This is a genomic window from Pedobacter sp. (assembly GCF_965279535.1).
In the GTDB taxonomy this organism is placed as follows: Bacteria; Bacteroidota; Bacteroidia; order Sphingobacteriales; family Sphingobacteriaceae; genus Pedobacter.
The window spans coordinates 2,683,301-2,704,807 of the sequence record NZ_OZ257244.1; the positions used below are offsets into that span (position 1 = coordinate 2,683,301).

At 38.1% G+C, this 21,507-nt stretch carries 17 protein-coding genes; 10 read left to right on the forward strand and 7 right to left on the reverse strand.

What is annotated here, in order from left to right; translation table 11 throughout:
• Window positions 1-11: 11 nt before the first annotated feature.
• Both ACQY77_RS10775 and ACQY77_RS10780 read right to left on the reverse strand, forming a co-directional pair.
• A complete protein-coding gene (locus ACQY77_RS10775; RefSeq protein ID WP_421942135.1) occupies window positions 12-1,409 on the reverse strand; it encodes an anthranilate synthase component I family protein in 1,398 nt (465 codons plus the stop codon).
• 340 nt (window positions 1,410-1,749) lie between these two features.
• A complete protein-coding gene (locus ACQY77_RS10780) occupies window positions 1,750-2,193 on the reverse strand; it encodes a cytochrome B (protein WP_421942134.1) in 444 nt (147 codons plus the stop codon).
• 111 nt (window positions 2,194-2,304) lie between these two features.
• Between ACQY77_RS10780 and ACQY77_RS10785 the strand changes: the two genes are divergently transcribed.
• From ACQY77_RS10785 to ACQY77_RS10795, 3 genes are all read left to right on the forward strand, one after another.
• Complete coding sequence (locus ACQY77_RS10785) at window positions 2,305-5,325, forward strand: amidohydrolase family protein (RefSeq protein WP_421942133.1); 3,021 nt, start codon at window positions 2,305-2,307, stop codon at window positions 5,323-5,325.
• A complete protein-coding gene (locus tag ACQY77_RS10790) occupies window positions 5,315-6,622 on the forward strand; it encodes an amidohydrolase family protein (protein ID WP_421942132.1) in 1,308 nt (435 codons plus the stop codon). Before ACQY77_RS10785 ends, ACQY77_RS10790 begins: the two co-directional genes overlap by 11 nt.
• A 189-nt stretch (window positions 6,623-6,811) precedes the next feature.
• Window positions 6,812-7,267 (forward strand): PA2169 family four-helix-bundle protein, encoded by a 456-nt coding sequence (locus tag ACQY77_RS10795; RefSeq protein ID WP_421942131.1) that lies wholly within the window; start codon window positions 6,812-6,814, stop codon window positions 7,265-7,267.
• A gap of 59 nt (window positions 7,268-7,326) precedes the next feature.
• Here the strand turns inward: ACQY77_RS10795 and cphA are convergent, their stop codons facing one another.
• The gene (cphA, locus tag ACQY77_RS10800) at window positions 7,327-9,942 is read right to left on the reverse strand and encodes a cyanophycin synthetase (RefSeq protein ID WP_421942130.1); all 2,616 of its coding nucleotides are present in this window, start codon (window positions 9,940-9,942) and stop codon (window positions 7,327-7,329) included.
• A 289-nt stretch (window positions 9,943-10,231) separates the two neighbouring features.
• Here cphA and ACQY77_RS10805 point away from each other — a divergent pair, with 289 nt between their 5' ends.
• The 4 genes from ACQY77_RS10805 to ACQY77_RS10820 all read left to right on the forward strand — a co-directional run bounded on the left by ACQY77_RS10805 (window position 10,232) and on the right by ACQY77_RS10820 (window position 15,172).
• Window positions 10,232-11,107, forward strand: a complete 876-nt coding sequence (locus tag ACQY77_RS10805) for a cyanophycinase (RefSeq protein WP_421942129.1) — start codon at window positions 10,232-10,234, stop codon at window positions 11,105-11,107.
• A gap of 37 nt (window positions 11,108-11,144) precedes the next feature.
• On the forward strand, window positions 11,145-11,987 hold the full coding sequence (locus ACQY77_RS10810; protein ID WP_421942128.1) for an isoaspartyl peptidase/L-asparaginase: 843 nt from the start codon (window positions 11,145-11,147) through the stop codon (window positions 11,985-11,987).
• A 30-nt stretch (window positions 11,988-12,017) separates the two neighbouring features.
• The gene (locus ACQY77_RS10815) at window positions 12,018-12,701 is read left to right on the forward strand and encodes a hypothetical protein (RefSeq protein ID WP_421942127.1); all 684 of its coding nucleotides are present in this window, start codon (window positions 12,018-12,020) and stop codon (window positions 12,699-12,701) included.
• A gap of 314 nt (window positions 12,702-13,015) precedes the next feature.
• Entirely contained in the window at window positions 13,016-15,172 is a 2,157-nt protein-coding gene (locus tag ACQY77_RS10820) for a carboxy terminal-processing peptidase (RefSeq protein WP_421942126.1), read from the forward strand.
• 414 nt (window positions 15,173-15,586) lie between these two features.
• Here ACQY77_RS10820 and ACQY77_RS10825 read toward each other — a convergent pair whose 3' ends face one another.
• On the reverse strand, window positions 15,587-16,522 hold the full coding sequence (locus ACQY77_RS10825; protein ID WP_421942125.1) for an SPFH domain-containing protein: 936 nt from the start codon (window positions 16,520-16,522) through the stop codon (window positions 15,587-15,589).
• Between the two features lie 169 nt (window positions 16,523-16,691).
• Here ACQY77_RS10825 and ACQY77_RS10830 point away from each other — a divergent pair, with 169 nt between their 5' ends.
• Together ACQY77_RS10830 and ACQY77_RS10835 are read left to right on the forward strand one after the other, a co-directional pair.
• A complete protein-coding gene (locus tag ACQY77_RS10830) occupies window positions 16,692-18,734 on the forward strand; it encodes a M13 family metallopeptidase (RefSeq protein ID WP_421942124.1) in 2,043 nt (680 codons plus the stop codon).
• A gap of 153 nt (window positions 18,735-18,887) precedes the next feature.
• The gene (locus ACQY77_RS10835; RefSeq protein WP_421942123.1) at window positions 18,888-19,073 is read left to right on the forward strand and encodes a hypothetical protein; all 186 of its coding nucleotides are present in this window, start codon (window positions 18,888-18,890) and stop codon (window positions 19,071-19,073) included.
• Window positions 19,074-19,093: 20 nt separating this feature from the next.
• On the opposite strand, the gene ACQY77_RS10840 is transcribed toward ACQY77_RS10835, so the two are convergent.
• Window positions 19,094-19,792, reverse strand: coding sequence for an ATP-binding cassette domain-containing protein (locus tag ACQY77_RS10840; protein WP_421942122.1), 699 nt, complete (start codon window positions 19,790-19,792; stop codon window positions 19,094-19,096).
• Complete coding sequence (locus tag ACQY77_RS10845; RefSeq protein ID WP_421942121.1) at window positions 19,785-20,669, reverse strand: hypothetical protein; 885 nt, start codon at window positions 20,667-20,669, stop codon at window positions 19,785-19,787. Before ACQY77_RS10845 ends, ACQY77_RS10840 begins: the two co-directional genes overlap by 8 nt.
• A gap of 386 nt (window positions 20,670-21,055) precedes the next feature.
• Between ACQY77_RS10845 and ACQY77_RS10850 the strand changes: the two genes are divergently transcribed.
• Window positions 21,056-21,280 (forward strand): helix-turn-helix domain-containing protein, encoded by a 225-nt coding sequence (locus tag ACQY77_RS10850; protein WP_421942120.1) that lies wholly within the window; start codon window positions 21,056-21,058, stop codon window positions 21,278-21,280.
• A gap of 44 nt (window positions 21,281-21,324) precedes the next feature.
• Here the strand turns inward: ACQY77_RS10850 and ACQY77_RS10855 are convergent, their stop codons facing one another.
• A complete protein-coding gene (locus tag ACQY77_RS10855) occupies window positions 21,325-21,504 on the reverse strand; it encodes a hypothetical protein (protein ID WP_421942119.1) in 180 nt (59 codons plus the stop codon).
• Between the last annotated feature and the right edge of the window lie 3 nt (window positions 21,505-21,507).

The following is a 21,507-nucleotide window of genomic DNA, read 5'->3' on the forward strand; positions in this document are numbered from 1 at the left end:
ACTTCGGATGTTTAGATCCCCTCGGCCATCTGTATCGCTTTGCGCAATGCCGCAATTTTGTTATTTACTTCCTGCATTTCTGTTTCAGGAACAGAATCGGCAACAATACCGGCGCCTGCACGATAATGCAATTCATTGTTTTTACTCATGAAAGTTCTGATCATAATGGCATGATTAAAATCTTCGTTAAAGCCCATAAATCCGATGGCTCCGGCATAAAAATTTCTGCCTAATTTTTCGTTTTCATCAATCAACTGCATGGCTTTGTATTTCGGTGCTCCACTCAATGTCCCTGCAGGATAAGTATCTGCCACTACTTTAAACGCACTTACTTCATCCTGCAAATGACCACTTACCTTGCTCACCAGGTGGATAAGGTGCGAGTAATACTGAACTTCCTTAAATGATTTAACCTCCACACGGTTACAATGCCTGCTCAAATCATTCCTGGCCAGATCTACCAACATCACATGCTCTGCACTTTCTTTTGGGTCTTGCTCCAGTTTGCGGGCTTGTTCCGCATCTTCAATATCGTTTCCGCTGCGTTTAAAGGTACCTGCGATTGGAAAAATATTAGCTGTATTATTTTTGATGGTAATTTGTGCCTCCGGCGATGAGCCAAAGAGCTTGAAATTGCCATAATCAAAGTAGAACAGGTAAGGTGAAGGATTAATTGAACGTAAGCAACGGTAAACGTTAAACTCATCTCCAGAAAACGATTGTTTGTACGCCCTTGAAGGTACAATTTGGAAAACGTCACCTCTGTAAATGTGTTTCTGAAGTTTTTCTACCAGTTGAATGAAACCCTCATCTGTTAAGTTAGATGATTCTTCACCACGTATCTGGAATTTGTATTCAGGATAATTTTTATTCTGAATAAGATATTCCATCTTTTCAAGTCCGCCTTCTTCTTCGCCGTCAAAAGTATTTTTAAATAAGGTAATCTCATTCTTGAAATGGTCTATCGCAATGATATAACGGTACAAATGGTACTGCATTTCAGGAATTTCCTCCCCCTCAGGTGTTGCAGAACTAAATTTTATATCTTCAAAGTGTTGTACGGCATTCCAGGTAAAATAGCCAAACAAACCGCTGGATATAAATTTGATATCTGGAAGTTCGCTCGCTTTGAATTTATCTTTGAAGGCCGAAATCTCTTCTATTAAGTTTTCACTTTCTGTAATCTCTACAGCGCCATCAGGAAAATAAGTTTCTAAACGTGTTCCTTTTAAAATAATACCCGCTACAGGTTCGGCACAAACAAAGCTCATAGAATTTTCACGACTGTGGTAATCAGAGCTTTCTAATAAAATACTGTTTGGATAAACATCCCGTAAGCGGAGATAAATGCTTACCGGTGTTGTCGTATCGGCAAGTAGTTTTTTGTAAGTTGTATTTATTTTAAACATTATATGATGTGTAAAGGCGTAAGTACTAATTTTTTAACAAATAAAAAGCCCGACGTGTGGTTCTACGCCGGGCTTTAATGGTTCTTTTAAGGTTTAGGTTGATAAACTATATTTTTCATACGCAGCCAGCGCAATTCTTTTTTGAATTACTACGCCAAAGCCAAGTATGTATATTGCTGATCATGAGCCACAAAAATATAAAGAATTTCAAAAAATCAAAATATTTATCAAATTTTTGAAAAAATTAACAGCGAAACTTATATCTGGTTAGCAGTACGATAAAAAACCGGGCTAAACTTATATTATTCTTGCTATTTTCTTAATCTATTTTGCTGGATGGTTAAGATACGCCAAAAAACGTTCTGCTGGGATCTGCTTTTGTCATTAATAAGATTGCAACGATAACAATTATTAGGGCTAAGCCAAAAAAGATTGAAATGGTACGGTGCTTAGCAACAGCCTCTGCAATTTTTTTAGATCTGGCATTACCCACTGTGATTAAAATAATCGCAATTAGCATCATACTAATATGCTCCATTTTCCAATAACGCCCCATAGCAATACTGCTGTCTATTTTATACCAGCCATTTAAAAAGTATACGCCAAGCCCAAGAAGTAATTGAATATGTGCACTTATTAAGGTAAACACATTTAATTTTCTATTGCCTTCAGTGTAAGGTTTGTTCCCAAACCAACCGGATAATGCCTTGATTACAGCAATAATCAATAGAAGAAACACCACATAGCGCCATCCAGAGTGCGCACTTCTTAAAATATCATTCATAATTTTAAAATCTATCCCTCAAAAATAGGTAATAATTGTAAAAAATAGGTTAATCAATAATATCAACGCTAATTTATATTAGTTTTAAACAAATTAATCCCAAAACAAGCTATGAAGAAAATATTACTCGCCCTTGGGCTTGTGTTTTCTACTGCCGTTTCATTTGCTCAGCAAAATACATTTCCAGTAAATGGTTCTTTTGATACCAGACCAGGAATGTTTGCCTTTACAAATGCTACTATTGTAGTCAATGCCAACCAAACGTTAACAAATGCTACACTCTTAATTAAAGGACAAACCATTCAGGCTGTTGGATCGGGATTAACGGTTCCGAAAGGTTATGTGGTAATAGATTTGAAAGGAAAATTTATCTACCCTTCTTTAATAGATCCTTTTACCAGTTATGGTTTAACGGAAACTGCCCAACAAACGCGTAGCTTTGGAGGGCAACGCCAATCGATATTCTTATCTACCAAAAAAGGTGCTTACGGATGGAATGAAGCTATCAGACCTGAAACTTATGTGAAGAACATTTTTTCTGTTGATGCGAAAAAAGCGGATGAATTGCGCAAAATAGGCTTTGGAAGTGTCAACACCATCAACAGGGACGGTATTGCCCGAGGAGTTTCTGCGGCCGTTACCCTAAATGAAGGACCAGACAATAGCCTGATCTTGAAAGATGAAACAGCTGCAAACTATTCTTTTAACAAAGGTTCTTCTCAAAATGATTATCCTACTTCTTTGATGGGCGCTATCGCTTTGCTCCGTCAAACTTATCTTGATGCGCAATGGTATGGCAAACAAAAAGAGGAGTATAATATTTCACTGTCCGAGTTCGGTAAGCAACAAAATTTACCACAGCTTTTTGAGGTAGATGGTTGGGCCAATGTACTTCGTGCTGATAAAATTGGAAAGGAATTCGGTAAAAAATACATTATCAAATCTGGTGGAGATGAATACCAAAGGGTAAATGAAGTAAAAGCAACTGGTGCAACGCTAATTATTCCGGTGGCTTTTCCGAAAGCCTACGATGTGGAAGATCCTGCCGAAGCCAGAAACGTAAGCCTGACCCAGATGAAAAATTGGGAGATGGCTCCGGCGAATCCCGCAATTTTAGAAAAAGCAGGTGTTAAATTTGCGCTAACTACTTTTGGATTGGAAAACAGCAGAGATTTTTGGGCCAATATCCGCACTGCAATAGAAAATGGATTAACCGAAAAACAGGCTTTACAAGCTGTTACCGAAATTCCCGCAGCTATTTTGGGCGTTGCTGACAAAGTGGGTTCAATTGAAAAGGGTAAAGTTGCCAACTTCTTAATCTCATCGGATAATTTATTTAAGAACAGTAACATCATTTTCGAAAATTGGGTTCAGGGTAAGCGCTTTGTTGTTAACAAAATGGATGTTAGCGATTTAAAAGGCAGCTATAACCTCAATATAGATGGCCTGGGATCACTAATCTTAAAAATTAGCGGAACCAATGGAGGCTCTGCCGCATCAATTGAAAGAACTGGGGTAGATAGCGTTAAAACAACAGCCACATTTAGCCGAAATGGCGATTGGATAAGTATCAACTTTAACTTAAAGAAAAATCCGAAAGGGGATGTACGCTTAAGTGGTTATATTACTTCCGCTAATCCAATAGCCATTAAAGGTGAATCTGCTTTACCTGATGGAACAATGGGCAGATTTACTGCAACATATAAAGAGGCTCTTAAAGATACCCCGAAAAAAGAGGAACCTAAAACCGCTTTGGCAATGGGACAGATGATTTACCCGTTTACAGCGTTTGGTAGTGCCGAACTGGCCAGGCAAGAAAGCATTTTAATTAAAAACGGTACCGTTTGGACCAATGAAAAGGATGGCGTTTTACAAAATGCAGATGTATTATTGGAGAATGGTAAAATAAAAGCTGTTGGCAAAAATCTATCGGCGGGAGTTGCAAAAGTAATTGATGCTACAGGCAAACACATTACCGCTGGTATTATAGATGAGCACTCGCACATTGCAGCTTCTGGTGGCATTAATGAAGGCGGTCAATCGGTTTCGGCCGAAGTTCGAACTGCAGACATTATCAACTCTGAAGATGTAAATATTTATCGCCAGCTGGCAGGTGGAGTAACAACATCACATATTTTACATGGCTCGGCGAATCCTATTGGTGGCCAATCGCAATTGATTAAGCTGCGTTGGGGAAAATCTCCTGAAGAACTGAAATTTGCAGGTGCAGATGGTTTCATCAAATTTGCATTGGGAGAGAATGTTAAGCAAAGTAACTTTGGTACTGGAGCACGTTTTCCTGTCACAAGAATGGGTGTTGAACAGACTTTTGTGGATGAATTTACCCGTGCGAAAGAATATGCCAGGGCACTATCTGTAAAGGGAAATAATGTTCGCAGGGATTTAGAATTAGATGCGATTGTAGAGATTTTAAACAATAAACGTTTCATCACCTGCCATTCTTATGTACAAAGTGAAATTAATATGCTGATTCATGTTGCAGATAGCCTCGGATTTAAAATAAATACTTTCACCCACATTTTAGAAGGTTATAAAGTGGCCGATAAAATGAAAGCACATGGTATTGCAGGCTCTACCTTTTCTGATTGGTGGGCATACAAAAACGAAGTGGCAGAAGCCATTCCGTACAACGGAAAAATTATGCACAACGTGGGTGTTACCACCGCTTTCAACTCTGATGATGCAGAAATGGCCCGTCACTTAAATCAGGAGGCGGGAAAGGCGGTTTTATATGGCAATGTGCCAGAAGAAGATGCTTTGAAATTTGTAACGCTTAATCCGGCAAGAATGCTACATATTGACGATAAGGTAGGGAGCTTAAAGGCTGGTAAAGATGCGGATGTGGTCATCTGGTCGGCGAACCCATTATCCATTTACGCGAAGGCAGAGAAAACTTTTGTAGATGGAATTGCCTACTGGGATATTGAGAAAGATGCACAGTTAATAAAAGCGCAACAAACAGAAAAAGCACGCTTGATTCAAAAGATGCTAGAAAGTAAAAGTAAAGGTAGCCGTACACAACGCCCAGTAGGCGAAGCTCCTCGTTTATACAATTGCGAAACTTTAGAAAATTATTCAGCAGAACTAACCGAAAACGAACATGCACACTAACTTCAAATATTTATTAAGCCTGGCGTTGTCGGCATCCGGCATGATGTGTTTTGCCCAGGCCAATATCTCTCCAGCAAAAAAGCAAAGTAAAACCATTGCCATAACCGGGGCTACCATCCATGTAGGTAACGGAACGGTAATCGAAAATGGAACTATCCTTTTCGGAAATGGTAAAATTATTTCGGTAAGGGCCGATGGACAAGTACCACAAGATGATGTGGTTAGGATTAATGCCAGTGGAAAACATGTCTATCCTGGTTTTATTGCGGCTACAACAAATCTTGGACTAACAGAAATAGAAGCTGTAAAGGCAACACTGGATTTCCAGGAAATTGGCGATTTTAATTCACACATCCGCTCCATTGTAGCCTATAATACCGATTCAAAAGTACCGGCAACTTTACGAAGCAACGGAATTTTAATGGCACAAACCACACCACAGGGCGGAACAATCGCCGGAAGCTCCTCTGTAGTACAATTGGATGCATGGAACTGGGAAGATGCCGCATTGCGCACGGACGATGCCATGCATATGACCTGGCCTGTAACACCGCGCGTTAGAGGTGGTTTTGGTGGCTTTGGCAGAACATTGGCTTCGCCAGAGGTATTGGCAGAAAGAACGCAGGCTGCAATTAATCAGCTAAGCTCTTTCTTTGCTGAAGCCAAAGCCTACATTGAAATGGGAAAACCCGAAACCATCAATACCCGATTCGAAGCAATGAAAAAGGTATTTTCTGGTCAGGAGAAATTATTCATTACTGCAGATAGCCAAAAAGACATTGTAGCTGCAGTAAATTTTGCCAAAAAATTCGGAATTACACCTGTAATTGCAGGCGCTGATGAGGCTTATTTAATTATCGACTTTTTAAAAGAAAACAACATTAGTCTGGTAATTAAACAACCGCATGCTCTACCCAGTAATAATGATGATGATGTAAATATGCCCTATAAAAACGCTGCTGTTTTAGCCAATGCTGGTTTAAATGTTGTTTTGAGTATTGATGGTTACTGGCAGCAACGCAATTTGCCCTTTATGGCTGGAACTGCAACTGCCTGGGGCTTAGATAAGGAGAAAGCTTTATCAACCATCACCCTTAATGCAGCTAAAGTAATGGGTGTTGACAAAACTACCGGAAGTATTGAAGTGGGAAAAGATGCCACATTCTTTATTTCGGGGGGCGATGCATTAGATATGAGAACCAATAAAGTTGAACAAGCCTTTATACAGGGGAGAGATATTAATCTGGACAATCTCCACAAGCAACTGGATAAAAAGTTTAGTGCTAAGTACCAATAACAAAAATGGCCTGCAATTAAGCAGGCCATTTTTGTTAATATACTATAAGTGATAACAGACTTTGCTGTAAAATATGTCTCCTGCCCGCAAAAATCTAAGTTTATAGCTAGCACGAATAACCTTCTTAAAATTTTGACAAACCTTTTAAGTAAGCTCATGTTCCTTTAATACATCAAATCAATTAAAAACATGAAAACTACAACAGCAACAGCAGAAATATTAAACGATCTGGTATTAATTAATAATGATCGAATTGAAGGTTATGAAAAAGCAAGAAAAGAATTAAAAGATGAAGATGCGGACTTAAGATCTTTATTTTTAAGTATGATAGATGAAAGCCATAAATATAAAATGGCTTTGGCGCAAGAAATTGAAGTTTTAGGAGAAGAAGTTGAAAGCGGAACAACTAATTCTGGTAAAATTTATCGTGGATGGATGGATGTTAAGGCATTATTTACCGGTCATGATCGTAAAACTGTATTAAACAATTGTGAATTTGGGGAAGATGCTGCCCAAAATGCTTACAAAATGGCCCTTGAAGAAGAAGATTTACCAGCCAACATCAGAGATTTAGTTTCTGAGCAAAAAGCTGCATTGAGAGTTTCTCACGACGAAATCAAAAGATTACGTGATAGTCAGGTATAAATAACATTCAAAAGACTGAAAAAGGAAAAGCATCCAAATTGGATGCTTTTCCTTTTATATTACCCTTCTAATTCCCTATCCAGGTGTTCGGTTACCCTTTGGATGGTATTATCTATGGTATTGCTCAGTATAGTAAGGTAAGAGCCCTTTTTAGCGGTATCAATTGCATCTTTTAAACAAGCGGCACTGTTGTGATTAATGATAACTTCTTTATTAGGATCAACCTCTTTAATACCTTTAACTAATAGATCGGCCAATTCCGCCTGCACCCTTCCGCGAAGGTATTTTTCCTGACAGATGTAAATCTTATCAAACATCTGGGCAGCAATTTTTGCCGTTTCAACGATGTCTTCATCCCGTCTATCACCGGTTCCCGAAATTATGCCTACATGTTCTGTGGCTTCTACAGTTTGCAAATAAGCTTTTACACCATTAAACCCATCTGGATTGTGTGCAAAATCTACTAAAACTTTAAAATCCTTAAAGCGAAAAACATTCATTCGTCCGGGGGTATGTGCTGCAGAAGGAATAAAAGTTTCTAAGGATAAACGAATATCTTCCGGTTTATAACCCCATAGATATGCCGCCAGGGTGGCCGCCAATACATTCTGAATCATAAAATTAACAGATCCACCAAAGGTTAAGGGAATATGGGTGGCTTTATCTACCCTCAGTTTCCAATCACCGGTTTTAATGGTAATGTATCCATTTTCATATATGGCTGCAATTCCTCCCTTTCGGCAGTGTTCTTTAATCACAGGATTATTTTCATCCATACTAAAATAGGCTACATTGCATTTGGCATCTTTCGCTATGCGTACGCAATAACCATTATCAGCATTCAATACTGCCCATCCTTTTCGCCTTACTGCGCCAATTACAACCGCCTTTACACGGGTTAAATCATCTAAATTATGGATATCGGCCAAACCTAAATGATCTTCCTGAATGTTGGTTACTACCCCAATGTCGCAAGCATTAAACCCTAAACCTGCCCTTAAAATCCCACCCCTGGCGGTTTCCAATACGGCAAATTCAACTGTTGGGTCTTTTAAAATAAACTCGGCACTTACCGGTCCGGTGGTATCACCTTTCATCAACATGGTGTTATGAACATATACACCATCACTCGTGGTGAAACCTACTCTTTTACCATTGCTACGTACAATATGTGCGATTAAGCGTGTTGTAGTTGTTTTGCCATTTGTACCGGTTACAGCAATAATTGGAATTTGCGATAATTTTCCCTGCGGATACAGCATATCAATTACCGAAGCCGCTACATTACGAGGCAAGCCTTCGCTGGGAGCAAGGTGCATTCTGAACCCAGGAGCTGCATTAACCTCTAAAACCACACCACCATTTTCGGTTAAGGGCTGTGTAAGGTTTTGAGCCATAATATCGATTCCGCAGATATCTAAACCAATAACCCTCGAAATTCTCTCGCAAATGAAGATATTTTGTGGATGAACAATATCCGTAACATCTATGGATGTTCCTCCTGTACTTAAATTTGCCGTTGATTTCAGGTAAACGATCTCTCCTTTTTCGGGGATGGTCTCCAGCGTATAATCTTTTTTGGCTAATAAATCCAAAGTGTCCCGATCAACAGCGATTTCCGTGAGCACGTTTTCATGCCCATAACCACGGCGGGGATCTTCATTCTCCAGATCGATTAACTGTTGAATAGTATGAATTCCATTTCCGCGAACATGTGCTGGATCCCGCTGGGCTGCAGCCACCACTTTATTGTCGATTACCAAAACACGAAAGTCGTATCCGGTAATAAATTTTTCGATGATTACTTTCCTGGAATAGGTTTTGGCATACTCAAATGCCTCTTTTGCGGCTTCCATCGTTTTAACATTAATGGTAGCTCCTTTTCCATGATTGCCATCCAACGGTTTAAAAACAAGCGGAAACCCAACTTTATTCACTGAAGCTTCTAAATCATCGGGATTAGAAATCGTTACGCCTGAAGCCACCGGAATGGCCGCTTCGGTTAATAACCTTTTTGTTTCCTCTTTATTGCTGGCAATATCTACGGCAATTGAACTGGTCTTTTCGGTCATGGTAGCCCTAAATCGAACCTGATTTTTTCCGTAACCCAACTGCACCAATGAGCTTTTATTTAACCTGATCCAGGGGATATTTCTGCTTACAGCCTCTTCCACAATTGATCCGGTACTTGGCCCTAAACGTTCCAGCTCCCTAATTTCCTTCATCCTGCGGATGTCGTGCTCCAGATCATATTCCTTATTATCTATTAACGCCTGAGCAATATTTACCGCAGCTTCCGCTGCATAAATACCTACTTTTTCTTCAATATAATTGAATACTACGTTGTAAATGCCTTCTGTTTTGGTTTGACGCGTACGTCCAAATCCCGTATCCATACCGGCAAGCGTCTGAATTTCCAAAGCAATATGTTCAATTACATGGCCCATCCAGGTCCCTTCCTTTACCCTGGTAAAAAAACCACCCTCAACGCCTTTCGAACAACGGTGGGTAAACATGCTGGGGAGTAACTTCTCAATCCGCTCACTAAATCCATCAATCACATTGGTGGGCCTTTGCTCCAGATCTTCCAGATCTAAACGCATCTGAATGAGTTTTTTACGACTTATAGACCAGATATTCGGTCCTCTTAATACTTGTATGCTCAGTATCTTCATTAAATAGGTTGCTGTTAGTTTTAATCTACAAGCTTTTTCGCCAATCAAACTCCATTCCGACTGATAAAATTGCTGTCTGTAAAATATGCAATTAATTTGAATTCATTACTTCAATTAGCAAAATCAAATTATTAAGATTTTGTTTTATGAAAATGAATAAAATATTGGCTTTTAGTCATATTTATTTCAACGTTTGTGGATAAAGCGAACATTCTTGACAAAAAAAGTCGTGTTTTTTATCTTAAGCTGATATATTTGGGCTTTTTGATAGCACTATAATACACAACAAATGGTTCCGAAAGGTAAACTCATCATCATCGGCGGCGCAATAAATACAGGTAGTTTTGCAGAAACGCAGTTTGGACTACCTGAAAACATGAATTTTTTTGAGCGGGGAATTTTAAAGCGCATCACGACTGAATCTGTTAAAAATACGGAATCTCGTTTTGAAATTATCACTACCGCTTCTCTGATGCCAGAAAAGGTTGGAGAAGAATACATTAAGGCATATGCGCAACTGGATGTTCATAATCTGGGGGTTTTAAATGTTACCAATAGGGAAGAAGCCAATGCCGAAGAAAATTGTGAACGCATTAAAGCTGCCGATGTAATCATCTTTACAGGAGGTGATCAGTTAAGGCTTTCTTCCATTTTTGGAGGAACCAAAATCCATCAGATACTTCTGGAAAAATACCGCACAGAAGCTGTAGTAATTGCGGGTACTTCTGCAGGAGCTGCAGCTAGCTCTAAAAACATGATTTATCAGGGTAGTAGTAAAGATGCCTTGCTTAAAGGTGAAGTAAAAATAACCGGTGGATTAGGTTTTATAGATGATGTTATTGTAGATACCCATTTTGTTCAAAGGGGGAGAATTGGCAGATTGCTTTATGCAGCAGCCAGCAATCCCGGCAATTTAGGCATTGGTTTAGGGGAAGACACCGGTTTATATATATCTGACGGACATGTAATGGAAGCCATAGGCTCTGGCATGGTAATCCTGGTAGACGGCAGAAACATGGCCGACACCAATTTAACAGATGTTGAAATGGGACAACCGGTATCTATAAAAAATATGGTTGTACACGTAATGTGCGATGGGGACGTTTATGATTTAAAAGACCATAGCTTAGTTATCCATCATCCTAAGGCCGCGCCAATAGCCTAACCGGTATTGCGAAGCCAATTATCCCTGATCAAACAAAATGAAAATAATTATACACGGTGGTTTCTTCAGTGAATCATCTACCAACCAGGAGACCAAAAAGGCCAAGCAAGACGCTCTGGCAGAAATAGTTACCCTAGGGCACGAATACCTGAAAACGCACACAGCCCTGGAAACTGTTGTGTACACTGTTGCTTTACTGGAAGATAATGCCTTGTTTAATGCAGGTATAGGTTCTCAAATACAAAGCGATGGAAAGGTACGGCTAAGCGCATCTCTGATGGATGGAAAAACCGAAAAATTTAGTGGTGTAATTAATATTGAGGATGTTAAAAATCCAATTTCTATAGCTTTATCCTTACTGCCTTATGATGATCGTGTGTTGAGCGGAGAAGGCGCACAGCAATTTGCCCGAAAAAATGGATTTAAGTATTTTAATCCAATCACCGAGCAAAGACAAATTGAATATGAGGCCAAATTAAATCAACAAAATAATACAGGAACAGTAGGTTGTGTGGCGCTAGATTCTAAAGGTAATCTTGCCGTTGCAACTTCTACAGGTGGAAAAGGGTTTGAAATTCCCTGCCGGGTAAGTGACTCAGCTACAGTTGCCGGAAATTATGCCAATGCACATGCAGCCATTTCTTGCACAGGTGTCGGAGAAGATATTGTAAGTGGCGCCTTAGCGGCAAAAATTGTTACACGCGTTACGGATGGCTTTTCGCTAAAAGCTGCATGCGATAAATCTTTTACTGAACTTAAGACATTTGACGGTTTCGCAGGGGTGATAGGAATTACTGCAGATGGAGAGATTTATCACTGCGATTCTCATCCCTACATGGTTTGGGCGGCATTTGATGTTAATTTACAGGTATTTAACTAAAAAATTCAATTAAAGTATTATTTTTGTTGCATGTACAAAATTGTATTGGCTTGCATAAGCGTTTTTGCGTCATTTCAAGTTTACGCTCAAAACATCGATAAATCAGATAACCAGGAACTTAATTCTGGTGGATCTGCCATTAATATTGTTGTTTCTAAATTTGATGAGGCTGATGGGAATACATATTTTGATGAAGCAGAAAGTCTGGAGCGTAAAGGTGAATATAATGATGCGCTAACCATGTTCGGCAAAGCCGCATTCGAATATAACGCAGTCAGAAACTTCAATAGATACGGCCAGGCCATTATTAAAATGAGCAACATGCATTATCAGTTGGGCCGCTTTACTGATGCTGAACAAATTTTACTTAATGTTGCCCTGAAAAACTACTCTAAAATGGGTAGCAGAATAGGCCTGATGAATACTTACAATCTGCTTGGCAAAGTATATCTGGCTAATAATAAATATACCCAATCCATGTGGTTTTATACCCAGCAAGGCATTTTAGCGAAACAATTAAAGAGCAATAATTCCTATATTGAATCGGTTTTAGGCGTTGCACAGGTAAAAATTAAGAAAAAAGATTTCACGCTGGCCTTAAAAGATTTAAAAACTGCTGAATATCTGGCTAGCTCCATAAAATCTACTCAATACAAAGTCCAGATAAAAGATGCCAGAGAAGTAATCGCCAATAAAGGCACCGCGAAAAAGTAATGGCTGAACTGTAATAGCTTACAGATTAACTGTATTTCTTACGCATTAAGAGCTAAAAACCGTACAATACAGCTGGAAATACCCCAAATTATTTGTCATTAGGAAAACAAAAAACGTTTGTTTTCTTCTTCTACTAAAACAAAAATATCGTGTTAGCGTTGTTTCAATAAATTGCTTAATAGAAAGCTTTTAGCTAAATTTGATACGATTTAACAAGAGACGGTAATTTTTGCTGTCTCTTTTTTGTTTTTTCGATAAAATGGTACCATATTGGCTATATAGAATTAGAAATGGATTTTAAATTGTTTAAAGAGATGTTAAAGAGAATATTTTTGATAATTTTCACTGCTGCAGTACTAGCTTGTCATGCCGCACCTAAGCCACAACCCATTGTTGATGGTGTTACCAATATTAAGCCGGACGAGCAACAACAGCTGGTAATCAAAGAGGTTGTAAACCTGATTGAGAGCTACAATTATAAAAAAATTCAGATCAATGATTCTATATCCTCTCTGATTTTGGATCGCTACATTAAAGCACTTGACCCGGGAAGGAACTATTTCATTGCTTCAGATATCAAAGATTTCGAAAAATATAGAAATACACTAGATGACGACTTTAAAAATGGTGATCTAAGTGCTCCTTTCTATATTTATAATGTTTATGCGAAGAGGCTGAATGAGTATTTTACTTATTCTCTGGCACAGATTAAAACTAAGTTCGACTTTAATCAGAACGATACTTACATTTATGACAGGGAAAAAATGCCATGGGCAACATCGGTAACGGCTTTAAATGATACCTGGAAAAAGCGCGTTAAATATGAATTAATCAATTTAAATCTTGCCGGCACAACCGGCGCGAAAAATATTGAGACACTTACCAAACGTTACCAGAATTTACAATCTCAAACCTCAAAAGCAAACAATCAGGATGTTTTCCAGATTTTAATGGATGCATTTACTGAATCTATTGATCCGCATACAAATTATTTCAATCCAAGTAATGCGGTAGCTTTCAATGAAGATATGTCTCGTTCATTTGAAGGAATTGGTGCCCGCTTACAGTTGGAAAATGAGGTGGTAAAAATTTCTGAGATTATACCCGGCGGACCTGCTTTTAAAGGCAAACAGTTAAGTGCTGGCGACAAAATTATTGCAGTGGCGCAAGGTGATGGTGAATTTGTTGATGTAGTAGGCTGGAGACTTGATGTAACCGTGACTAAAATCAAAGGGCCAAAAGGAACCAAAGTTCGCTTAAAAGTGATCCCTGTTGGTAAAGAAATGTCATCCAAACCAGTAATTGTTGAATTGGTTCGGGAAAAAATTATTTTAGAAGACCAATCAGCAAAGAAAAAAGTAAAAACAATCAATACCAATGGTAAAAGTTATAAAATTGGTGTAATCTCTTTACCTGCATTCTACGCTGATTTTAAAGCTGCCAACTCGGGCGATAAAAATTATAAGAGTACTACACGTGATGTAAGAAAGCTAATTGATTCTTTAAAAACCTTCGATAAGGTGGATGCCATTGTTATGGACTTAAGAAGCAATGGCGGAGGATCTTTGGTTGAAGCCATTTCTTTAACTGGCTTATTTATAGATAAGGGGCCTGTAGTTCAGGTAAAAGACCTGCGTGGTAAAATTGAAGTAGACGAAGATGAGAATACTGGCGTAGCCTGGGATGGCCCGTTTGGTGTAATTGTAGACCGGTTAAGTGCTTCTGCATCAGAAATTTTCGCAGGTGCAATCCAAGATTATGGTCGTGGTATTGTGATGGGTACGCAAACCTATGGCAAAGGAACGGTACAGTCGTCCATTGATTTAAACAAATTGGTGAATCCAGGCATGCTCCAACGTGTTGCCGGTTTAATTACAAAAAATAAAACAACAGGTACAGCGCCAAGTTCAACTAATCCGGCTGATATTAATTTAGGTCAGATTAACCTAACCATGGCTAAGTTCTATCGTGTAGCCGGTAGCAGTACACAGCATAAAGGTGTTACCCCTGATGTAGTGTTTCCTTCTATTTATCCAATGGACAAAATTGGTGAAGATACCGAGCCTTCTGCATTGCCATGGGACGTTATCCCAACATCAAACTTTAAGCCTGTAGCCAATTTAGCAGCTGTTAAAGCTGGTTTATTAAAAAACAGCGAACAACGTATTTCAAGCTCTTTAGACTTTAAATACCTGAAGCAAGATATCTCAGACCTTAAAAAACGTGATGCCGAAGTTTCAGTTACTTTGAATGAAAATAAATTAAAAGCAGAGCGCGAGGCGCAGGAAGCAAAATCATTAGCTCGTCAGAACGAATTAAGGGCATTAAGAGGCTTACCTGCCATTAAAAAAGGTGAAAAAATAACTAAACAGGATGCCTTTGATTTTATTGAAGATGAATCATTAAAAGTAATGGGTGATTTTATGCAACAATCCGGCAATTATGTAATGAACCTGGGTACAGCATTCTAATGCAGCCCGCCCTAAACAAACAAGCCCCGGAGAAATATTTCTTCGGGGCTTGTTTGTTTTTTGTATCAAGAATCTAGTATCAGGTATCAAGACAACTTGCCGGATAGGCACTTTGTCTAAATACTAACGACTAAGTACTAACTACTCCAATAAGTATCAAGAATCTAGTATCAGGATCAAGACAACTTGACGTATAGCCACTTTGTCTAAATACTAACGACTAAGTACTAACTACTCCAATAAGTATCAAGAATCTAGTATCAGGTATCAAGACAACTTGACGTATAGCCACTTTGTCTAAATACTAACGACTAAGTACTAACTACTCCAATAAGTATCAAGAATCTAGTATCAGGTATCAAGACAACTTGCCAGATAGGTCTAAATACTAACGACTAAGTACTAAGTACTAGACTACTTCCCTTTCGGCTCATTCTGTTTATTCATTTGCATGGCCATCATTTGTTTCATTGTATTATTCATACCATCTGTGCTTCCATCTAAGAAAATTACATTTCCTTCGCTGTACTCTGCAAATTGTTTAATGGCTTCGGTCCACATGGTAAAAAGAATTACTGAAGTATCCAGATTGGCTTGTTGCATTTCATGGGCGGCGTTGGACATACCCTTTGCAACTTCTTCTCTAAATAAAGCAATCCCTTGTCCACGGAGTTGAGCCGCTTCTCTTTCCGCTGTTGCGGCTATTTTAATGGCATTACCATCCGCTTCTGCACCTTTGGTTTTGGTAATTAAAAGTGCCTGACCTTCATTTTCAGCAGCTGCTTTTAAGTTGTTAGATGCTACAACCCTGCTCATTGAACGCATGATTTCCTCATCAAAAGTAATATCATTCAGTTGAAGATCTTGGAGGTGATAACCCCAGCCATCTAAAACCTGATCAATTTGCTCTTTAACGTGCAACACAATCTCGTTTCGCTGAGCCAGTACATTGGCTTGTTTTTGAGTAGCTACATAGGCACGAATGGAGCCTTCTATCGTACGAATTAAAGCCTGCATTAAGTTCGTTGCATCAACGAATTTAAACGCTACATTTTTGATCGTTTCTTCATCCTGATTGATAACAGAATACAATAACATCGCTTTAAAATATACATTAGCCTGATCTTGAGTTACTGCCTGAAACGATAATTCAACTGACCGATTCTGAATAGATATCCTGGAGTAAATCTGCTCGATTAAAGGGATTTTCAGACTCAAGCCAGGCCTAAGTAACCTTTGGTACTTTCCAAATACTGTAATTACCGCAATGGTTCCTTGTTTTACTGTAACAAATGAGCTGAAGAGAATGATGATTCCTATAAAAATAAGAATGTAAATAGTGTATTGCATAAATTAGATTTTTTCCTGAAGTTATGAAAAAATTCATACAAACTACAGGAAGCATTTTGTAGCTTTAAATAACTAATTTATAAACTCATGAAACTGTAAGTTCGAAGTAACATTAATCTCTTCGTTTCTAAGCGCCTAACAGCTTCATCTCAATTAACTAAATTAAAAGATGAAAAAATTATTTATTCTGCCTGCCTGTGCACTACTTTTGGTTGCTGCATGCCAGAACAAAAACCATCAGCAAAATGATGGAGGAGACCAAAGAACGGTTTTCTTTGATACGGCAGGCATGGACACTACCGTAAAACCAGGGGACAATTTCTTTCTGTATGCCAATGGCAAATGGATAAAAAACACCGTGATCCCCAAAACGGAAACCGGCTGGGGATCATTCTACACGCTTTACAACGACAATATCAAAAACTTAAAATCGATTTTAGAGCAAGCGGCTAAAAACAAGGCCAGCAAAGGGAGTTTGGAACAAAAAGTTGGTGATTTTTACGCCAGTGGAATGGATTCAATAACAATTGAAAAACTCGCTATTACGCCTATTCAACCCTTACTCAGCAAAATTGATCAGATTAAAGATGATAAGGAATTAATCAATTTTGTATCGGAAGGGTATAAAAATGGTGAGGGAGACCTGCTGGGCTTCGGCGTTGAACCAGACGACAAGGCCAGTACTCAAAATATACTTTCGTTCTCGCAATCCGGTATCAACTTACCTGATCGAAGCTATTACCTGGACCAAGATGATAAGGCAAAGAAAATACGTGCAGAATATACCAGGTATGTAGAAAAGTTATTTACGCTTAGCGGAGATGCTTCCAACGCTTCAAAAAATGCCAGCGAAATTTTAAAATTAGAAACTTTAATTGCGCAATCGCATTCTACACCTGTAGAACTTAGAAACCCACAAAAGAACTATCATAAATTAGCAGTTGCAGACTTTCAAAAGCAAACACCTAACATCGACTGGAAAGTTGTTTTAACCAAAATCGGTGCCTCAACTGATACCGTATTGGTGAGACAACCTAAATATTATCAGGCACTTTCAACATTGATTAAAAGTCAGCCACTTGCCGCCTGGAAGAGTAAGCTTAAGCTTGATGCACTAAACCGTTCGGCAAATGCTTTAACACAGGCTTTCAGAGATGCCAGATTTAATTTCTATGGTAAAACCTTATATGGACAGCCATCTCAAACAGAAAGGTGGAAAGCGATGGTAAATACTACTGATGATAATTTAGGTGAACTTTTAGGGCAGCTTTACACCGAACAATATTTCAAACCAGAGGCGAAAAAAAGGATGCTCGAACTGGTAAATAATCTTCAAAAAGTATATGCTGAACGCATTCAAAAGTTAGACTGGATGACACCAGAAACTAAGAAAAAAGCACTGGAGAAATTGAACGCCTTTATCAAAAAAATTGGTTACCCGGATAAGTGGAAGAAGTATGATGATGTAGAAATTTCAAAGGATACTTATTATGCCAACCTCCAGTCTGCAAAGAAACATGCATATAAAGAAATGATGGATAAGCTTGGCAAGCCTGTGGATAAAACCGAATGGATGATGACCGCTCCAACGGTAAATGCTTATTATAATCCTTCATTTAATGAAATTGTTTTTCCTGCCGGAATTTTACAATTTCCATTTTTTGATTTCGCGGCAGATGATGCAATCAATTATGGTGCAATCGGGGCGGTAATTGGCCATGAAATGACACATGGATTTGATGATCAGGGACGCCAATACGATGCTCAGGGAAATTTAAAGGAATGGTGGAACAGTGTTGACGCCTCAAAATTCAAGGTAAAAACAGATAAAGTAGATTCATTTTATAACAAGTTTACTTTATTGGATAACCAACATGTAAATGGCTCATTAACTTTGGGCGAAAATTTAGCCGACCTTGGTGGATTAAACATTGCGTATGATGCTTTTAAACTAACCGAACAAGGAAAAGGAGACAAAAAAATTGATGGTTTTACACCAGATCAACGCTTCTTTTTAAGTTTTGCACAGGTATGGCGCATAAAGGATCGCCCTGAACGCATGAGTGTCCGCTTAAAAACCGACCCACATAGCCCTGAAATGTTCCGTGTAAATGGACCTGTTTACAATATGGAAGCTTTTTACAAAGCATTCAATATTCCGGCAACAGCTAAGATGTACATTGCACCAGAGAACAGGTTAGGGGTTTGGTAATCAGGAATGAATAAATTATTGAATGAGTGAATGGATAATCATTACATAATCACTCATATAAAAATGCCCGTTTCAGTTAATGTAACGGGCATTTTTATGTGCTGTAAAACAAAAATGGTCATTGCTTTGTCTTATGTTACAAATATTCAAATCATGAACGTAAAACGCACTTTCGGAACTGTACTCACTATCCTTGGGATTATAGGATTAATATATGCAGGCTATGGTTTTGTTAATCACGACCAAAATACAAGAGGTTTATTGGTGTATGGCATCATTGGCCTCATCTTCTTTGTATCAGGAATCGGCTTAGTACGAAATACTAAGGATGAGAGTTAACTTGAGTTATATAAAACTAGCTACATTAACTTTTCAATTAATTTTTCAGCTCTATTATTGTCTGCATCCATATCAATTTTAAGTGCTGAAAAGTTACATTTCTCGTAAATAGCATTAAATTGACCTCCTTTTAAAACCACGATATAATCCGATATATCGGTTAGGGTGCTAAGTATGTGGGAGCTTAACAATACAGTCTTCCCTTGCGATTTAAGTTTAAGCAGAATTGTATTAAGCAGTATATTTGAAGCGATATCAAGGCCATTGAAGGGCTCGTCGAGAATAATAACATCATTATCCTGAATAATTAGCCCGAGTAAGCCTACCTTCTTCTTCATGCCGGTAGAATAGTTACTGACATAATCATCTAATGGTAAATCGAGTAACTCCGCCCATTCATCTATTCTATCATGGCTCTTTTGCCGTGCAGTAGCACAAAAAATAACATATTCCCTACCTGTAATCTTCGGATAAAAATAAAGATCTGTGGGTAAATAGCCACATCTGGATTTCTGATCCTTGCCTACAGGAAAGTCAAACTGAATATGACCAGTATAAGCGCTATCCAAGCCATAAATACAATTAAATAAAGTTGTTTTTCCCTCGCCATTATTGGCCACAATACCAGTAATCTTTTTTGATTCAAAATGATAAGTAATGTTGTTTAACACATACTTTCCCAACCTATAGCTTTTTGATAAATTCTTAATTTCAACCATACGTTATTCTGGTAATTCTTTTAAGGGCGAACAAAAATAAAAGCGGGATAAGCATAAGATACTCCAATCGCTCATTGTAAAAAGAAATCATCACTAAGGAAAGTAAGAAAATTTTTAGCAATGTATAAGAGAGATGATTAATGGCACGGTAGACTGTGTATTTTAAAAGAAGAAGCAGTAAATGCAATACTATAATTGCTCCGGCCATCCTCAGAAAAAGCTCAAGGTCATGTTCAGATGCTAATAACAAAACAATTAAAAAAGGACTATTGAAGATCAAAAAACTGATTAAAGATGATCCGACAATTCTTATCAGTGTGTAAACTGGTTGACCGGAATATTGTAACAGATAGTAACTTGGTTCAAATTCGGTATTAAAATCCGTTGATAAAATAAATGATATACAAATAGCAGCCTCAACAACCTTAATGTTGTTGACAAATGCTCCGGCCAATGCAGCCACAAAAAGAACAACAAATCGTAAATAAGATGTTCTCAGTCCATTAATCCAATCTAATGAAAGTCGCGGGAAGATTGTAGGAATGATATGCACATTCTTAAATTTCATCGGAAAAACTGGGGCAACAATAATTGAAGTAAAAACTACAATTACATGAAAATATGCTCCATAAAGCACCATAGGAGCCAAAAGCGGAATACACAAGAGTAGGTATTCAAGTGTAAATATAAAGAATGACTGTTTAAAATAAATGTTAACAAAACCCTTATCTCCCCGAGTATTGTGAATTTCTATGAACAGAAAGGGTAATGAAATAGCCCAGTATACTAAGCTGTTAAAACCATATAGTTCTCGATGAAACAACTGACAAAGAAAAAATATTGCCAAAATAACACCAAAGGGGCCTATTTCCATCATTTGACGAAAGCAGTTCTTAAATTTCAAACTGAAATAAGCCCTAATCAACATAATCAAACATAAGAATAATTTGGGATGCATACTTTAATGATACATCCCAAACGGGTTTAATTTGCAGTAGTTGGGATGAGAACTAAGACGACAATTAATGCTAGTAACATAATTCTTCAATTTAGATTTTCCCTACTCTTTTTTGGATTTTCAGATTCTCCACAATGATGAATTGAAATTATCCAATTATTTTGTCGAAAGCTAAACGCTATTTGTTTAAATTATAGCCCTTAATTTTCAATAGGTTAGAGATAGTTTTTGCTAAAATTTCATAGATTAGTATACCCATTAACAAAACGAGTTGACATCCCCAATTCAGTCAATTACGCTCAAAAATGGATGATAAAAAGTTAGAAGCAATTAGTAGGAAAATTAGAATTAGACGTTTGATACTCGGATACAGCCAGGAATACATGGCCCAGGAATTGGAGATTTCTCAAAATGTATACTCAAAAAACGAACGCAACATCAGGAATGTGCCACTGGCAAGGGTACTTCAGATTTGTGAAATCCTCTGCATATCATTAGCTGGTTTGCTAGAAGATACAGAAGCATTTTAAATTAAGCAAAAGCACATGCTTACGGTAAGGCTTTGATTAACCAGTTACTTCCTTTTCTGCTTAATAATCTGATATTGGCTAAAGGCCACCAGGCAACCTGCTAAAATGATAATGCCTGCAGACAATAAGTTTTTCGGATTTTGCTGAATATAGTAAGCTGCTGCAAATACCAGAAATACAGCAGCGATGCCAATAATATAATGAATAATCAATCCTTTTTTCATGAA

Coding starts and splice junctions, on each gene's coding strand:
- ACQY77_RS10775 (WP_421942135.1), bottom strand. CDS start 1,409: ATGTTTAAAATAAATACAACTTACAAAAAACTACTTGCCGATACGACA.
- ACQY77_RS10780 (WP_421942134.1), bottom strand. CDS start 2,193: ATGAATGATATTTTAAGAAGTGCGCACTCTGGATGGCGCTATGTGGTG.
- ACQY77_RS10785 (WP_421942133.1), top strand. CDS start 2,305: ATGAAGAAAATATTACTCGCCCTTGGGCTTGTGTTTTCTACTGCCGTT.
- ACQY77_RS10790 (WP_421942132.1), top strand. CDS start 5,315: ATGCACACTAACTTCAAATATTTATTAAGCCTGGCGTTGTCGGCATCC.
- ACQY77_RS10795 (WP_421942131.1), top strand. CDS start 6,812: ATGAAAACTACAACAGCAACAGCAGAAATATTAAACGATCTGGTATTA.
- cphA (WP_421942130.1), bottom strand. CDS start 9,942: ATGAAGATACTGAGCATACAAGTATTAAGAGGACCGAATATCTGGTCT.
- ACQY77_RS10805 (WP_421942129.1), top strand. CDS start 10,232: ATGGTTCCGAAAGGTAAACTCATCATCATCGGCGGCGCAATAAATACA.
- ACQY77_RS10810 (WP_421942128.1), top strand. CDS start 11,145: ATGAAAATAATTATACACGGTGGTTTCTTCAGTGAATCATCTACCAAC.
- ACQY77_RS10815 (WP_421942127.1), top strand. CDS start 12,018: ATGTACAAAATTGTATTGGCTTGCATAAGCGTTTTTGCGTCATTTCAA.
- ACQY77_RS10820 (WP_421942126.1), top strand. CDS start 13,016: ATGTTAAAGAGAATATTTTTGATAATTTTCACTGCTGCAGTACTAGCT.
- ACQY77_RS10825 (WP_421942125.1), bottom strand. CDS start 16,522: ATGCAATACACTATTTACATTCTTATTTTTATAGGAATCATCATTCTC.
- ACQY77_RS10830 (WP_421942124.1), top strand. CDS start 16,692: ATGAAAAAATTATTTATTCTGCCTGCCTGTGCACTACTTTTGGTTGCT.
- ACQY77_RS10835 (WP_421942123.1), top strand. CDS start 18,888: ATGAACGTAAAACGCACTTTCGGAACTGTACTCACTATCCTTGGGATT.
- ACQY77_RS10840 (WP_421942122.1), bottom strand. CDS start 19,792: ATGGTTGAAATTAAGAATTTATCAAAAAGCTATAGGTTGGGAAAGTAT.
- ACQY77_RS10845 (WP_421942121.1), bottom strand. CDS start 20,669: ATGATGGAAATAGGCCCCTTTGGTGTTATTTTGGCAATATTTTTTCTT.
- ACQY77_RS10850 (WP_421942120.1), top strand. CDS start 21,056: ATGGATGATAAAAAGTTAGAAGCAATTAGTAGGAAAATTAGAATTAGA.
- ACQY77_RS10855 (WP_421942119.1), bottom strand. CDS start 21,504: ATGAAAAAAGGATTGATTATTCATTATATTATTGGCATCGCTGCTGTA.